A 14,362-nucleotide genomic window follows, 5' to 3' on the forward strand; every position below is an offset into this window, starting at 1 on the left:
GCCTAGTGCGTCAGGCTCTTCGTTCCCTCTGCAGCTTCCACAGCCTCATGGCCGTGGCCGTGTGCTGCTTCCAACTCTGCGGGGGTTGCCGGGGCAACGCGGTCCTCGAAGAACCAGCGGGAGAGCAGCGCGCGCCGCTTTTCCTTGCGGGTGACCACGCCGTGCTCGTTGGGCACAGCCTGCTGGACCTGGGGTGATTCGAAGCCGACCAGCTTGTACCGCTTGTATTCGTCCAACGGTGCGTGCACCTCGATGAACTCACCGTGCGGAAGCCGTACGATGCGGCCGGTCTCGCGGCCGTGAAGGGCGATTTCGCGGTCCTTCCGCTGCAAGGCCAAAGCCACTCGCTTGGTGACGACGAACGCAATGATCGGACCAACGAAGAACAGTGCACGCAGCCAATAGGTGACGTCGTTCAGGGAAACACCGAAGTGGGTTGCGATGAGGTCGGAACCTGCGGCCGCCCACATGACGCAGTACCAGACGAAACCAGCCATGCCGATGGCGGTACGGGTCGGAGCATTCCTCGGACGGTCCAGGACGTGGTGTTCGCGGTCGTCCTTGGTGACCCAGCGCTCGATCCACGGGTAGGTGAACATCACGGTGAAGAGGATCCCGGCCGGTACCAGTGCGGGCAGGAGCACGTTGAACGTGAACACGTGACCAAAGAAGATCTGCTCAACGTGCCAGTTGCCGAGGGTTCCTGGCATAAGCCGCAGGGCGCCGTCAACGAACCCGATGTACCAGTCAGGCTGGGTACCTGCGGATACCGGTGAGGGATCGTAAGGTCCGTAGTTCCAGATCGGGTTGATGGTGAAGAACGCGGCCATCAGGGCGATCACGCCGAAGACAATGAAGAAGAATCCACCGGCCTTCGCGGCATACACAGGACCCAGGGGGTAGCCGACGACGTTGTTGTCGTTGCGGCCGGGACCGGGGTACTGGGTGTGCTTGTGGACGACAACCATGAAGAGGTGCATGACGATCATCAGCAGGATCAGGGCCGGCACCAGCAGGATGTGGAGCATGTACAGGCGGCTGATGATGGCCGTCCCCGGGAATTCTCCGCCGAACAGGAAGAAGGAGATGTACGTGCCGATGACCGGAATGGACTTGATCACGCCGTCGATGATGCGCAGACCGTTGCCGGAGAGCAGGTCATCGGGAAGCGAATAGCCGGTGAAGCCGGCGGCCATTGCCAGGATCAGCAGGACGCAGCCGACAACCCAGTTCATTTCACGCGGACGGCGGAACGCGCCGGTGAAGAAGACCCTGAGCATGTGCACGGCCACGGACGCCACGAACAACAGCGCTGCCCAGTGGTGGACCTGGCGCATGAAGAGGCCGCCGCGGATGTCGAACGAGATGTTCAGTGATGAGCTGTACGCCACCGACATTTCCACGCCCTTGAGGGGGACGTAGGAACCGTCGTAGTGGGTCTCCGCCATGGACGGGTCGAAGAAGAACGTCAGGAAGGTTCCGGACAGCAGCAGGATGACAAAGGAGTACAGCGCCACTTCGCCGAACATGAATGACCAGTGATCGGGGAAGACCTTGCGGCCGAACTCGCGGAGGATCCCGGAACCGCCAACACGCGAGTCGACGAAGTCGGTAATCCGGCCTGTCTTGGTTTTGGCGACGAAAGCCGGCTCAGCTGTTGATGCTGCGCTCATGCGAATCACGCTCCCAGTAACTTGGTCCTACGGGTTCATGGAAGTCGCTTGTAGCGACGAGGTAGCCCTCGTCATCAACTGCGATGGGCAGCTGGGGGAGAGGACGGCTGGCGGGGCCGAAGATCACCTTGCACTCTTGCGTGAGGTCAAAGGTGGACTGGTGGCACGGGCACAGCAGGTGGTGCGTCTGCTGCTCGTAGAGAGCAACGGGGCAGCCAACGTGGGTGCAGATCTTCGAGTAGGCAACGATGCCGTTGTAGCCCCACTCTTCGCGGCCCTTGGAGGGATTCAGCGATGCGGGATCGAGGCGCATCAGGAGGACAACAGACTTGGCCTTCTCGTTGAGCTTGCCTTCGCTGAGTTCGTTGAGTCCCTCGGGGATGACGTGGAACGCCGAGCCGATAGTGACATCCGAGGCCTTGATGGGCGTTCCGTCGGGGTCGCGGGTCAGGCGCTTGCGCTTGCCGTCCTGGGGGGCCCACATGGTGTGTGCGAGCTTGTCGTCAGGGCGGGGTCCGAGGTCGCCGAAGATGGCGATCGCAGGAAGCGGAGCAAGAGCCACCGCACCCAGGAGGGTGTTGCGGATCAGCGGGCGGCGCTTGATGCCGGTCTCTTCAACGATGTCGTCGACGATGCGGACTGCAGCCTGGCGGTCCTCTTCGTAACGGATCGCGTGACGCTCTTCGGAGACTTCGTGATCGGGCATCAAGGCCTTGGCCCAGTGCACGATGCCGGTTCCGATGCCCAGCATGGCAAAGGCGGTGCCGATGCCCAGCAGAGCGTTCTGGAGCCGGATGGTGGCGATGCTGGAGTCATCACCCAGATCGATGGCGAAGTACGCCACCAGGAAGATCAGGGTGCCAACAACAGAAATGCCAAACAGTAAGGCGACCTGCCGTTCTGCCCGCTTTGCTGCTCTCGGGTCCGTGTCAGCCAGGCGCAAACGATGCGGGGGAATTCCAGGATCCTGGAACTTCTCCACCTCATTCTGACCAGCCGTAGCTACGGTGCCCGAGTGGTTCGGACTGCCGTCACTATGGTTGCCCATAATTCGCCTCATCCTTCTCTCGTCCCGGCAGTTGCCGGGTTAGTTTCCAATTTCAAGCTGCTGACAGGGCAGCAGAAGTTTTGTGTGTCCAGCAGGACGTCAGGAAGTCCTGGAGGTCAGCCAGATGGTGAAGGCGATGATGACGCCGAGACCGGCAACCCATACGAACAGGCCTTCGGCTACCGGGCCAAGGGATCCCAGGTCGGCGCCACCCGGGGAACCGGTGGACTCGATCTGCTTCAGGAAGGTGATGATGTCCTTCTTGCCTTCGGGGGTGATGTTGGCATCGTTGAACACCGGCATGTTCTGCGGTCCCGTGGCCATTGCCTCGTAGATGTGCTTGCCGGTTACGTCGGCAAGAGCAGGTGCGAACTTGCCGCGGGTCAGTGCGCCGCCGGCAGCAGCGGCGTTGTGGCACATGGCGCAGTTGGTGCGGAACAGCTCTCCACCCGCTGCTGCGTCGCCCCCACCATTTGTCAGGTCCTCTGCAGGAATAGCCGGGCCGGCTCCCAGGGAAGCGACGTAGGCTGCAAGCTGTGAGGTCTGCTGCTCGTTGAACTGGACAGGCTTCTTCATCGCCTGGGGTCCGTTCATCTGCATCGGCATGCGCCCGGTGCCCACCTGGAAGTCAACAGCAGCCGCGCCGACGCCCACCAGCGAGGGACCGTCCTTGGAACCGCTCGCACCCATGCCGTGGCACGTTGCGCAGTTCGCTGCAAAAAGCTTGCCGCCCTCTTCGACATCGCTCGCGCTTGCCGTGGTGGTGCTCGCTTTGGCCTCGTTCATGGTGGTGGCCACGGCGTAGAGCCCACCAGTGATGAGGAGCCCCATCAGGAGCAGCGCTATTGCTGCAAGTGGGTGACGCCGCTTTTGTGAGAGTGCCTTCACGTGGTGGTTCCTTTATTCGATCCTGCGCCGGCTCCGGGAGCCGCTACCTGAAATTCTGCCTCTTGTAGAAAAAGAATCAAAGCTGGCTACTTGAGTACGTAGATGACCAGGAAGAGGCCGATCCACACGACGTCAACGAAGTGCCAGTAGTAAGAGGTGACGATTGCGGACGTTGCTTCGAAATGTCCGAACTTCTTCGCGGCGAAGGACCGGCCCATAATGAGCAGGAAGGCAATCAGGCCGCCGATGACGTGCAGGCCGTGGAAGCCAGTAGTCATGTAGAAGGCCGAGCCATAGGCGTTGGAAGAGAGCGAGACGTGCTCGGAAACCAGCATCGCGTACTCGGTGGTCTGGCCGGCAACGAAGAACGCGCCCATGAGGAACGTCAGGGTGAACCATTCGTTCATTCCCCAGCGGGCGAACTGCAGGGCTCCACCGGCGCGGCGGGGCTGGAGCCGCTCGGCGGCGAACACGCCCATCTGGCAAGTAAAGGAACTGGCCACGAGGACGATCGTGTTTACGAGCGCAAAGGGAAAGTTGAGCTTGGCTGTCTCTTCCGCCCACATCTGACCGCTCGTGGAGCGCAGGGTGAAGTACATGGCAAAGAGACCGGCGAAGAACATCAACTCACTGGACAGCCACACTACGGTTCCGACAGAAACCATATTGGGGCGGTTCAGCGTGGGGTGCGCCGGGGTACTGGGGGCATGGGTCGCAGATGTCACATAGACATTATGTCTGCAAAAGTCCGTGCTGCCCAACGCAAACCGCCTTTTCGGGGGACTTTTTCTACAAAGACGCGAATTCGCCCCGAAAAGTTCCCGCCGCCGTTCATATTGGTCAGCGCGCACCATCGCTCGATAGCATCAGCAGGTGACTTCACAGGCATCTGCAGCGTCCGGCAACACCTGGCCCCGGCTCATCTCGGCGCTGATCAAGGGCGCCGATCTTACGGCGGACAACACGTCGTGGGCCATGGATACCATCATGTCCGGCGAAGCGACACCAGCCCAGATCGCCGGTTTCCTCGTGGCGCTCAGCGCAAAAGGGGAGACGGTGGACGAGCTCTCCGGCCTGGTGGACGCGATGCTGGCCCACGCCAACCCTGTGGCCATTTCCGGGGAAAAGCTCGATATTGTCGGCACCGGTGGTGACCAACTTAACACTGTCAATATCTCGACGATGGCCGCCCTGGTCGCGGCCGGTGCCGGCGCCAAGGTGGTTAAGCACGGCAACCGGGCGGCGTCGTCGTCGTCTGGATCCGCGGACGTGCTCGAGGCGTTGGGCGTCCGTCTTGACCTGCCTATTAACCGGGTGGCACGCAATGCGGAGGAAGCCGGCATCACGTTCTGCTTTGCCCAGGTCTTCCACCCATCGTTCCGGCACACCGCCGTTCCCCGGCGCGAGCTGGCTATTCCCACCGCGTTCAACTTCCTGGGGCCGCTGACGAATCCCGCCAACGTCCAGGCGTCGGCCGTCGGCGTCGCCAATGCACGGATGGCGCCCCTCGTGGCCGGCGTCCTGGCGCGCCGGGGGAGCAGGGGGTTGGTGTTCCGGGGGAACGACGGCCTCGACGAACTGACCACGACCGGTCCGTCCAATGTTTGGGAAGTCCGCGACGGTGCCGTCAGCGAACTCCGTTTCTCACCCGACGATCTTGGCATCAGCCTCGCCACCGTGGAGCAGCTACGCGGGGGAGACGCCGTTGCCAATGCCGGTGTTGTCCGCGATGTGCTCTCCGGCAAGCAAGGGCCTGCCCGGGACGCAGTCCTGGTTAACGCGGCTGCTGGCCTGGTCGCCTTTGATCTCGACGCAGCCGGCCCGTTCCTGGCGCGTATGCAGGCGGCTTTCGTACGGGCGGCGGAGTCGATTGATTCCGGCGCAGCCGCTGCGGTGCTGGACCGCTGGGTTTCGCTGTCCCGCGCCTAGGACTCCTTACTGTTCGAAGCCAAGCGAGAACGCGGCGTCCAGGTCGTGCTGCGAGTAGGCGCGGAAGGCAATGTGGGTGGTTGTGTGGACCACCGCGGGCACCTTGGAGAGTTTGTCAGCGATGACGTCTGCGAGGTCCTCGTGCCGGGGCACCCTCGCCACGGCGATCAGGTCCCATTCCCCGGTGACGGAGTACACCTCGCTGATGCCCTCAATGGCCGATATTTCCTCTGCCGTCTCCGGAATGCGCGCGGCGTCAGTCTTGATCAGAACAAATGCGGTGACCACGTTTGTACCCCTTCAATCAGTTCCGCCGCGGCGAAGCCCGGCAGCTGTTTCTCTGCTGCCAGCCTATTACACGGGCGGGCCACTTCCGGATGCGTTGCAGGCCGGGATTTCCTGCCTGAGGCTGAGCCCTTACCTGCGGCGCAGGCGGGCCGCGCCGGCGAGCAGCAGCCGGTAGCCCACCAGAAGTACTGCCAGGGCCAACGTGGCCACTATGACAAAGGGGAGGACCACAGTCTGGGCGGTCAACGCCCGGAGGAGCATCCCACCGATCAGACTGCCAAGCCATACCGGAACGCCTGCCCGGAGTGTTGACAGGGGATTCCGCCATGCCCGTGCGGCCATCCAGCCGGCGGCTGCGCCGGCGAGGAACGGCCACGCTGTGAGCAAGACACCCAGGACGGGTTCTTCCCGATGGTGGGCATCGCGTCCAATTGCCGCAAACGCCAGGATAAGAATGAGGTCAGCCGCAGCGGCCAGGATGACGGTTCGCGCCACAACTGACGGTGCCGACTTCGTTTTGAGGGAATCCATGGCTTTCAGCTTAGCCGTCCGGGGCGGGACTCCCGTCCGGCGACCTGGTTCACTGGCCGGGGGAGCGGGAAGCTCCAGAAGGTGGTTCGGACGGGCGCCGGACACAGCTTCCTTACCGGAATGAGGCCACCTGCAACACATTGGGGCGGCAGGGAATCACCTGGGGAACGGATATGGGGCTATGCAGTAGTGTCAGCAGGGATCGACGTCATCGCTCCCTGCATCCGGAGAGATAGTGAACAAACCGTTTTGGATCTGCACCTTGGTCGGTGCCGCACTGGGGTTCAGCCTGGGCTTGGCCCTGTTTCAGAGCCCTTTCTGGGGTTGCGCCGTTGGACTCGCCGTCGGAGGCGTGTTTGGGGCCTCCATACGCCGGCGCCACTGAACCGCCGACAAAGTCAGAGCCCGGAGAGGGCCGTCAGGCACTCCTGTCCGGGCTCTCCCAAACATTACTTGACATAATGTAGGTTATCGGCGCAATGGTAATGTCCGGGAGCGGAGCGGATGGCCATGGCCCCGACGCCGGATCCCAATCCTGCGAATCGGCTGGTCAATCCCCATGGGGCCCATTGTCTTTGGTGCGGCGCGCGTCAAGAATGAACCAATGACGGCCTACGTGTGTTCCCTGGAAACTGCAGTCCCGGCGACCAAGCTCATCCAGTCCGAAGCCCGCGATGTCTTCGCTGCACAGCCGGGATTGTCGCGTTTGGGTTCACGGCTGGTAAACACCTGCTTCGACGGTGCAGCCATCGAGACACGGTTCACCGCCGTACAGGAGATGACGAATACGTCCCGCTCAGACAACCCGCAGTTCTACGACCAGGAATCCGGACTCCTGCTGAATCCGAGCACCAAGGTCCGCAACGATATCTTTGCCCGGGAAGCCACGAAGCTCTTCATTGAGGCGGCCCGTGCTGCCCTGGCGGCCGTCCCAGATGTTGATTTACTTGACATAACTCATCTCATCACCGTTTCATGCACAGGATTCTTCAATCCCGGCCCGGACTACAAGGTGGTCCGTGAGCTTGGCCTGAACCCCGCTGTCCAGCGCTACCACTTGGGCTTTATGGGCTGCTACGCGGCATTTCCCGCACTGCGGGCCGCAAAATTGTTCTGTGCGGCCGATCCCAGTGCCGTCGTCCTGGTCGTTTGCGCGGAACTGTGTTCCCTGCACGTGCGAACGTCCAACGATCCTGATTCCATCATGGGCTCGGCGCTGTTCGCCGACGGAGCCGCTGCCGCCGTCGTCACGGCCCGTCCCGGAGCCCGGGACACCGGACTGTTGGCGCTGGACCACTTCGAAACGGTCCTGACCCCTGTGGGCGAAGACTCGATGGCCTGGAACATCGGCGACAACGGGTTCGAAATGGTGCTCGGCAACTACGTGCCCCACATCATCGACGACCACATCGTGGGTGCCCTGGAGCCCCTCCTGGCGCGGGAACCGGAGCTGGCGGCACTCCCCTACACCTCAATCCCCCACTGGGCCATCCATCCAGGCGGCCGCAGCATCCTGGACAAGGTCCAGTCGCGGCTGAACCTTACGGAGGAGCAGCTGGTGCCGGCCCGCGAAATCCTTCGCAACTACGGCAACATGAGCAGCGCCACGGTTCTGTTCGTCCTCAAGTACATCCTGGAACAACCGCTCCGGGACGGAACCGGCGGGGGTGAACGCATCTGTTCCATGGCCTTTGGCCCGGGCCTGACCGTGGAAACAGGCCTGTTTACCAAGCTCCGGCAGGCCGTTGCGGGACCTGGAAAGACCTCGGATGCAGCCACCTGTGACGGCCTCAGTGCCGGGCGGGCGATCGCCGAGGCAGCGACAGCCGGCTGAACGGGACCGGGCAATGCAGTTCATGCTGGGTCGCCGCGCTGCGGCTGCCGTGGAGCAGATGGACCGCCCCGACTGTGACGCGCGGCTCCTGGAAAACACCTACCGGCAGTTCGGCATCATTAACAAGGTCCTGTCCGGATGGCGCAGACTCTACGCGAGGGAGCTTCGGCCCATCGTTCCACCGCAGCGACGCCCGCTGACCATCCTGGACCTTGGATGCGGCGGCGGCGACCTCGCCGTCATGCTCTCCCGTTGGGCCGCCCGGGACGGGAAACCGATGCACGTCACGGGAATCGACCCGGATCCCCGCGCAGCCCGCTTTGCCCGGCAGCGTGCTGCTGACTCCGGCGTGGACTTCCGGGAGGCCCACAGCAGCGACCTCGTCCGCGAAGGGGCCCGGTTCGACGTCGTCATTTCCAACCATGTCCTCCACCACCTGTCCCCGGGAGAGCTCCGGCACCTGCTGGCGGATTCGGAAATCCTGGCGGAAACGACATCGCTGCACAACGACCTCATCCGCAGCCCGGCAGCCTTCGCCCTCTTCAGCGTTGCCGCGCTGCCGTTCCGGCAGTCCTTCATCCGCGAGGACGGCCTCACCTCCATCCGGCGCAGCTACAAACCCGCCGAATTGTCCGCAGCCGCTCCCCCGGGCTGGTCCGTGGAACGGTCGTCAGCATTCCATCAAGTCCTCACCTGGCGCCGTGGCTGAGCTGGCGGCCGATGTTGTCATTGCCGGCGGCGGCCCTGTTGGACTGTTCCTTGCCGCGCTCCTGCTCCAGGAGGGCGTCGCCGTCAAGGTCCTCGAACAGCGCCAGTCGCGGAACCAGCACACCCGGGCCATCGGCATCCACCCGCCGGCACTGCGGGCACTCGCCCGGGTTGGCGTGGCATCGACCATGGTTCAGGAGGGTGTCCGCATCCGTAAGGGCGTAGCACTGAGCGGGGGAAAAACGGTGGGAACCATGGACTTCGGCACCGTGTCTGCCGACTTTCCCTTCGTCCTTGCCCTTCCCCAATTCAGGACGGAGAAAATCCTGGAAGACCGCGTCCGGGCCTTGGACCCCGACGCGCTGGTCAGGGGTGCGAACGTTACGGGACTCACTGACCACGGCGGCAGGGTCACCGTCGCGTTCGACTCCACGGAACATTCATCGCACGGGCCGGCCCGGGCTACGGCCGCGCTGCTGGTGGCCGCCGATGGTGCCCGCTCCGGACTGCGGGCCACGCTGGGCGTGACTGCCTCCCGCAGGACGTATCCGGACCATTACCTCATGGGGGATTTCGACGACGACAGCGGCCTGGGTGAGAAAGCTGCCCTCTTCCTCGAACAGCAGGGAATCGTGGAATCGTTCCCGCTCCCCGGCGGAATCCGCCGGTGGGTGGTGCGGCTCAACTGCCCGGCCGGCGCCGCGACGGCCGCCGACCTGGCCGGCCTGGTACGCCGGCGGACCGGAATCCGCCCCGACCCGGCCACCACCTCCATGCTGAGCGCCTTCAGCGTCAGTTCGGCAATCGCCCGCCGCGCAGTGGCCGGACGGACAATCCTTCTGGGCGACGCGGCCCACGAGATCAGTCCCATCGGCGGCCAGGGCATGAACCTGGGCTGGTTTGATGCCGAAGCACTCGCCCCGCTGGTCTCCCTGGCCGTTGCCGGCGGCCCTGCGCACAGCCAGTTCAGCGACTTCGAAAGGGCCCGGCGAAGGGCAGCCGTCCGCGCGCGCCGCCAGGCCGAAATCAATATGGCACTCGGCCGGCCCCTGGCGGCTCCGCTGCTCCGAATCCGTACGGCCGCACTCAGAACTGCCGCCTCCATTCCAGCAGTTAACCGGTGGGCAGGCAGGAGGTTCACCATGCAATGAACCATGGTGGGCCGGGGCGTGCCTAGCGGAAATAGCAGTCGTAGCTGTCCTGGCTCACAATAAGGCCGTCCTTCACCTCAAAGACAGAGGACGTCCTGGCCCGGATAGTTTCGCCGCGATCCCAGTACCGCAGATCCATTAGCAGGGTGGCTGACCAATCGGCTTCCACGGCCACACGGCCGCCCTCGCATGTAGTCCGGCGGACCACAAACTCCTGGTCCTCCACCACCTGGCGGCTCTGGTCAGCACCGGCAAGCACGCCTTCCAACGTCCGGGTGGACCCCTCCGGTGCCAGCAGGTGCGGCGCCTCCGTGAGGAGGAATCCCTCGGAAAGGAACGGGCGGATCTCAGCGGCGCCACCGCCCGCCTCGAGGACACGGATAAATTCCAGGACACGCTCCAGCGGCGAGCCCTGCGCCAACTCATCAACCATGCAATCGACCCTAGCCGAGGTTCCGCAGGCCGTCCCCCAGTAGGCTGTCACCATGACCCAGAGTGCTCCCCCTGCCACCGCCGGGCCCGACGAAATCCGCGAGGCCGTGGAACGGATCCTGTCGGCCGGTTCCCTGCCGCCGATCGTCCAGGCCGGCCACCCCGCATTGCGCCAGCAGGCCGCAGAGTTCCATGGTCAACTTTCGGCGGAGCAGCTTGGGCGCCTCATCGAGGTCATGCGCCAGGTCATGCACGAAGCCCCCGGTGTGGGCCTGGCCGCGCCCCAGCTTGGCATCCCGTTGCAACTCGCGGTCCTGGAAGACCTGTACGACGTCGACCCCGACGCCGCAGCACTGCGGCACCGGAGCCCGCTGGAATTCCTGGCGATCCTCAACCCCCGTTACACCCCGCAAGGGGCCGGGCTGGCAGCCTTCTATGAGGGATGCCTCTCCCTCAACGGGCTCCAGGCCGTGGTGGCGAGGCCGGACACCGTGCTGCTTGAGTACGTGACGCCCGACGGCGCGGCGGAGCAGCGTGTGTTCTCCGGCTGGCAGGCCCGCATCGTCCAGCACGAGACGGACCACCTCAACGGCATCCTCTACATCGACCGTGCCCAGCTCCGTTCCCTCAGCAGCAACGCAGAGTACGCGGCACACTGGGCGGAAGCAGGCATCGGCAGGGCCAGCGCCGGGCTGGGGTTCGACGCCGGGCCCGCGGGAATATCCCTCGGCTGAGTGCGGGCGCGCCCGCCCCTGCCAAGTAAGGAGGCAGTGGGACAGGCAGGCCGCCATAAACTGGTGTCCATGCCATCCGCGGACTTCCCCCTCCTGTGCCCCGTCTGCTCGGATCCGCTGGATCTCCTCGGACCTGGCGCCGGGACGCAACCCCGCTTGGCTTGCGCTGCCGGGCACCACTTTGATGCAGCCCGGCAAGGCTACTTCAACCTGCTGGTTGGCAAAGGAACGTCCTTTGAGGCGGACAGCGCCGCCATGGTGCAGTCCCGCGTCAACTTCCTGGGGAACGGCCATTACCTGCCGCTGGCACAGGCCGTAGCCTCCGCCGTCGTCCCTCATCTTCCGGACGCCGGCGCGGCCGTGCTGGATTCCGGAACCGGAACCGGCCATTACCTCCGGGAGATACTCGACGCCGCCGCCGCGAACGGACGGCACGTGGCCGCGGTCGGCCTGGATATTTCCAAGTTTGCGCTGCGCCGCGCCGCGCGGCTCAACCCGGAAGCCATCAACATGGTCTGCGACATCTGGCAGCCCCTCCCGGTGGCCAGCGGCTCAGTGGACGCCGTCACGGTGGTGTTTGCCCCGCGGAACCCGGCCGAATTTGCCCGGGTACTCCGCCCCGGCGGGGTGCTGGTGGTGGTGACGCCGCGCCCCGGCCACCTCGCGGAAGTCGCCGCGGTCACCGGGATGCTCGGCATCGAAGTGGGAAAGGATGACCGCCTGGCGGAGGGCATGGCCGGCTATTTCGACCTGGACAGCTCCCTCGACGTCGACATAGCCCTCACGTTGAGCCGCGCGGCCGCGGCGGACCTGGCATTCATGGGACCGGCGGGGCACCACCTGGACCATGGCCACATCGCAGAACGGCTGGAGGGCCTCCCCGAACCGGTGACGGCCGGCGCACGGTTCAGGCTGCTGGTCTTCCGGCCCAGGAAACACGGCACCGCGTAACGACTTGGCCACTATCCCCCGGCCGGCGCCTGCGTCCGGCGCGCTTGCCCGGTCCCCGGACTAGGATGAAAAGACAGTTGCAGGCGGGTCCGCAGACGCGGCTCCCCCGTGACGAAGGGGGAAACAGGATGTTCGAGTGGCTTGGGGAAAACTGGTGGGCGCTGTGGCTCACGGCGTTCCTGGCGTTTGCCGTGATCGAGATGATCACCCTTGACCTGTTCTTCATCATGCTTGGTGGCGGCGCTCTTGCCGCCCTGGCAGCTGACTTCGCCGGCGCCGAACCGTGGCTCCAGGTGGTGGTCTTTTGCATCGTATCCCTGCTCATGGTCGCGTTCGTGCGGCCGGTGGCGCTCTCGCATCTGAAGAAGGGCCCGTCCGAGCAGCGGACTAACGTTGACCGCCTCATCGGTGAACCCGCCATCGTCATGGAGGCCGTGACCTCGGACGGCGGTTTGGTGAAAATCGGCGGCGATATTTGGAGCGCACGCTCCGCTGCGGGAGTACTTCCCGCAGGCCAAAAAGTGGTCGTCTCGGCCATTGATGGTGCAACAGCAGTGGTTTCGGTGCCGCCGGCGGCGGCCACCGGCCCTGAAACAGCCTGACATTTGGGGGATAAGGAGTTTTATGGAAAACGCAGGCGGAACCGCACTGGCCGTTGTGTTGGTGGTCCTGATCGTGTTTGTCGTCATCGTTTTGGTCCGGTCGGTCCGGATCATCCCGCAGGCACGTGCCGGCGTCGTTGAACGCCTGGGCAAATACCAGCGGACGCTCAACCCGGGGCTGACCATCCTGATTCCTTTTGTGGACCGGCTCCTGCCGTTGCTGGACCTGCGTGAACAGGTGGTCTCCTTTCCACCGCAGCCGGTGATCACGGAAGACAACCTGGTGGTGTCCATCGACACGGTGGTCTACTTCCAGGTCACCGATCCACGCGCCGCCACCTATGAGATCGCGAACTACATCCAGGCGGTGGAGCAGCTCACCACTACAACCCTGCGCAATGTCGTGGGCGGGCTTAACCTCGAAGAGGCCCTGACCTCCCGTGACCAGATCAACGGGCAGCTTCGCGGCGTTCTTGATGAGGCGACAGGCCGCTGGGGTATCCGCGTGTCCCGGGTTGAGCTGAAGGCAATCGATCCGCCCCACTCCATCCAGGACTCGATGGAGAAGCAGATGCGTGCCGAACGTGACCGGCGTGCCGCCATCCTTACCGCCGAGGGGACCAAGCAGTCCGCCATCCTTACCGCTGAAGGACAGCGGCAGGCCGCCATCCTCAAGGCCGAAGGCGATGCCAAGGCCGCCATCCTCCGTGCAGATGGCGAGTCGCAGGCCATCCAGAAGGTCTTCGATGCCATTCACAAGGGAAACCCGGACCAGAAGCTCCTGGCCTACCAGTACCTCCAGACGCTGCCGAAACTGGCCGAAGGCTCAGCCAACAAGCTGTGGATCATCCCCAGTGAGGTGGGCGAGGCCCTGAAGGGAATCGGGAACGCCCTGGGTGGCACCGCGCCTGAACAGGCGGCCAGCGGACTCTTTGACGACGTTCCGGCCCAGCGGACCGAGCCGTAACCACGCAGTAAAACAGTGAGGGACCCGCGGCGCGGGTCCTCACTGTTTTGGTCCGAAAGGCAAGAGGCCCGTACAATTGGGTATTTGTCCGGCAGGATAACACCGGCTGGAACAACACAGCTTCGCAATGCGTTGAATCCTATGATGCAGCACAGTGCACACAGTAGTCCGGCGGCGCATCGTCACCACCGGCTGTCGCGGAGTTTTCATCCGCGAACCGACCAGAGGGAGAAATCATGAGCGATCGCAGCCTGCGGGGCATGCGCCTTGGTGCGCAGAGCATGGAGACCGAGTCCGGAGTTGAGCCGGCTCCGCGCCAGCGGGTCGAGTACCGTTGCGAGGATGGCGAGCAGGTCTTCGTGACGTTCTCCTCCGAGGCGGAAATTCCTCCGGTATGGGTCTCCAAGACCGGCAAGGAAGCGCTCCTGGTAGACGGCGAGAAGCCGGATACGAGCAACGACAAGGCAGTCCGCACCCACTGGGACATGCTGCTGGAACGCCGTTCGCTTCCTGAGCTGGAACAGATCCTCGAGGACCGCCTGACCATTCTGCGCGAACGCCGTGGAGAGCGCCGCTCCGCCTAGGCCACGCGACAAAGGGGGCGTCCCCGCACATAAGTGCGGGGA

The 14,362-nt window shown here is 64.1% G+C and carries 16 protein-coding genes; 9 read left to right on the plus strand and 7 right to left on the minus strand.

Annotated features, from left to right (window positions below; translation table 11 throughout):
• Positions 1–2: 2 nt before the first annotated feature.
• The 4 genes from ACFVVC_RS02675 to ACFVVC_RS02690 form a co-directional block, all read right to left on the minus strand.
• Positions 3–1,673 carry a cytochrome bc complex cytochrome b subunit gene (locus tag ACFVVC_RS02675; protein ID WP_387448812.1) on the minus strand — a complete coding sequence of 557 codons (1,671 nt, stop codon included), beginning with the start codon at positions 1,671–1,673 and terminating at the stop codon, positions 3–5.
• Positions 1,651–2,721 (minus strand): ubiquinol-cytochrome c reductase iron-sulfur subunit, encoded by a 1,071-nt coding sequence (locus tag ACFVVC_RS02680; protein WP_285246119.1) that lies wholly within the window; start codon positions 2,719–2,721, stop codon positions 1,651–1,653. The genes ACFVVC_RS02675 and ACFVVC_RS02680 overlap by 23 nt, the downstream gene beginning before the upstream one ends.
• A gap of 99 nt (positions 2,722–2,820) precedes the next feature.
• A complete protein-coding gene (locus ACFVVC_RS02685; protein ID WP_387448817.1) occupies positions 2,821–3,609 on the minus strand; it encodes a cytochrome c in 789 nt (262 codons plus the stop codon).
• A gap of 86 nt (positions 3,610–3,695) precedes the next feature.
• On the minus strand, positions 3,696–4,274 hold the full coding sequence (locus ACFVVC_RS02690) for a heme-copper oxidase subunit III (RefSeq protein WP_081624118.1): 579 nt from the start codon (positions 4,272–4,274) through the stop codon (positions 3,696–3,698).
• 208 nt (positions 4,275–4,482) lie between these two features.
• Between ACFVVC_RS02690 and trpD the strand changes: the two genes are divergently transcribed.
• Positions 4,483–5,538, plus strand: coding sequence for an anthranilate phosphoribosyltransferase (gene trpD, locus ACFVVC_RS02695; protein ID WP_387448820.1), 1,056 nt, complete (start codon positions 4,483–4,485; stop codon positions 5,536–5,538).
• 6 nt (positions 5,539–5,544) lie between these two features.
• Here trpD and ACFVVC_RS02700 read toward each other — a convergent pair whose 3' ends face one another.
• The gene (locus ACFVVC_RS02700; RefSeq protein ID WP_018761366.1) at positions 5,545–5,826 is read right to left on the minus strand and encodes an Lrp/AsnC family transcriptional regulator; all 282 of its coding nucleotides are present in this window, start codon (positions 5,824–5,826) and stop codon (positions 5,545–5,547) included.
• Between the two features lie 129 nt (positions 5,827–5,955).
• Positions 5,956–6,357 (minus strand): DUF3054 domain-containing protein, encoded by a 402-nt coding sequence (locus ACFVVC_RS02705; protein ID WP_387448823.1) that lies wholly within the window; start codon positions 6,355–6,357, stop codon positions 5,956–5,958.
• 604 nt (positions 6,358–6,961) lie between these two features.
• Between ACFVVC_RS02705 and ACFVVC_RS02710 the strand changes: the two genes are divergently transcribed.
• From ACFVVC_RS02710 to ACFVVC_RS02720, 3 genes are read left to right on the plus strand one after another with little or no spacing between them, the layout of a single operon-like run.
• Entirely contained in the window at positions 6,962–8,191 is a 1,230-nt protein-coding gene (locus ACFVVC_RS02710; RefSeq protein ID WP_387448826.1) for a type III polyketide synthase, read from the plus strand.
• Positions 8,192–8,213: 22 nt separating this feature from the next.
• Complete coding sequence (locus ACFVVC_RS02715) at positions 8,214–8,900, plus strand: class I SAM-dependent methyltransferase (RefSeq protein WP_387448890.1); 687 nt, start codon at positions 8,214–8,216, stop codon at positions 8,898–8,900.
• Positions 8,893–10,050 carry an FAD-dependent oxidoreductase gene (locus tag ACFVVC_RS02720; protein WP_387448829.1) on the plus strand — a complete coding sequence of 386 codons (1,158 nt, stop codon included), beginning with the start codon at positions 8,893–8,895 and terminating at the stop codon, positions 10,048–10,050. Before ACFVVC_RS02715 ends, ACFVVC_RS02720 begins: the two co-directional genes overlap by 8 nt.
• Positions 10,051–10,072: 22 nt before the next feature.
• Here the strand turns inward: ACFVVC_RS02720 and ACFVVC_RS02725 are convergent, their stop codons facing one another.
• Positions 10,073–10,483 (minus strand): nuclear transport factor 2 family protein, encoded by a 411-nt coding sequence (locus ACFVVC_RS02725; protein ID WP_387448831.1) that lies wholly within the window; start codon positions 10,481–10,483, stop codon positions 10,073–10,075.
• Positions 10,484–10,535: 52 nt separating this feature from the next.
• Between ACFVVC_RS02725 and ACFVVC_RS02730 the strand changes: the two genes are divergently transcribed.
• The 5 genes from ACFVVC_RS02730 to ACFVVC_RS02750 all read left to right on the plus strand — a co-directional run bounded on the left by ACFVVC_RS02730 (position 10,536) and on the right by ACFVVC_RS02750 (position 14,320).
• Positions 10,536–11,216 carry a peptide deformylase gene (locus ACFVVC_RS02730; protein WP_387448833.1) on the plus strand — a complete coding sequence of 227 codons (681 nt, stop codon included), beginning with the start codon at positions 10,536–10,538 and terminating at the stop codon, positions 11,214–11,216.
• A 69-nt stretch (positions 11,217–11,285) separates the two neighbouring features.
• On the plus strand, positions 11,286–12,167 hold the full coding sequence (locus ACFVVC_RS02735) for a methyltransferase domain-containing protein (RefSeq protein ID WP_387448835.1): 882 nt from the start codon (positions 11,286–11,288) through the stop codon (positions 12,165–12,167).
• A gap of 128 nt (positions 12,168–12,295) precedes the next feature.
• The gene (locus ACFVVC_RS02740) at positions 12,296–12,769 is read left to right on the plus strand and encodes an NfeD family protein (RefSeq protein ID WP_018761358.1); all 474 of its coding nucleotides are present in this window, start codon (positions 12,296–12,298) and stop codon (positions 12,767–12,769) included.
• Positions 12,770–12,791: 22 nt separating this feature from the next.
• Positions 12,792–13,736 (plus strand): SPFH domain-containing protein, encoded by a 945-nt coding sequence (locus tag ACFVVC_RS02745; protein WP_387448839.1) that lies wholly within the window; start codon positions 12,792–12,794, stop codon positions 13,734–13,736.
• Positions 13,737–13,972: 236 nt separating this feature from the next.
• Entirely contained in the window at positions 13,973–14,320 is a 348-nt protein-coding gene (locus tag ACFVVC_RS02750) for an RNA polymerase-binding protein RbpA (protein WP_018761356.1), read from the plus strand.
• The last annotated feature ends 42 nt before the right edge of the window (positions 14,321–14,362 follow it).

Origin of the sequence: Pseudarthrobacter sp. NPDC058196 (assembly GCF_042882685.1) — a bacterium.
Taxonomy (GTDB): domain Bacteria; phylum Actinomycetota; class Actinomycetes; order Actinomycetales; family Micrococcaceae; genus Arthrobacter.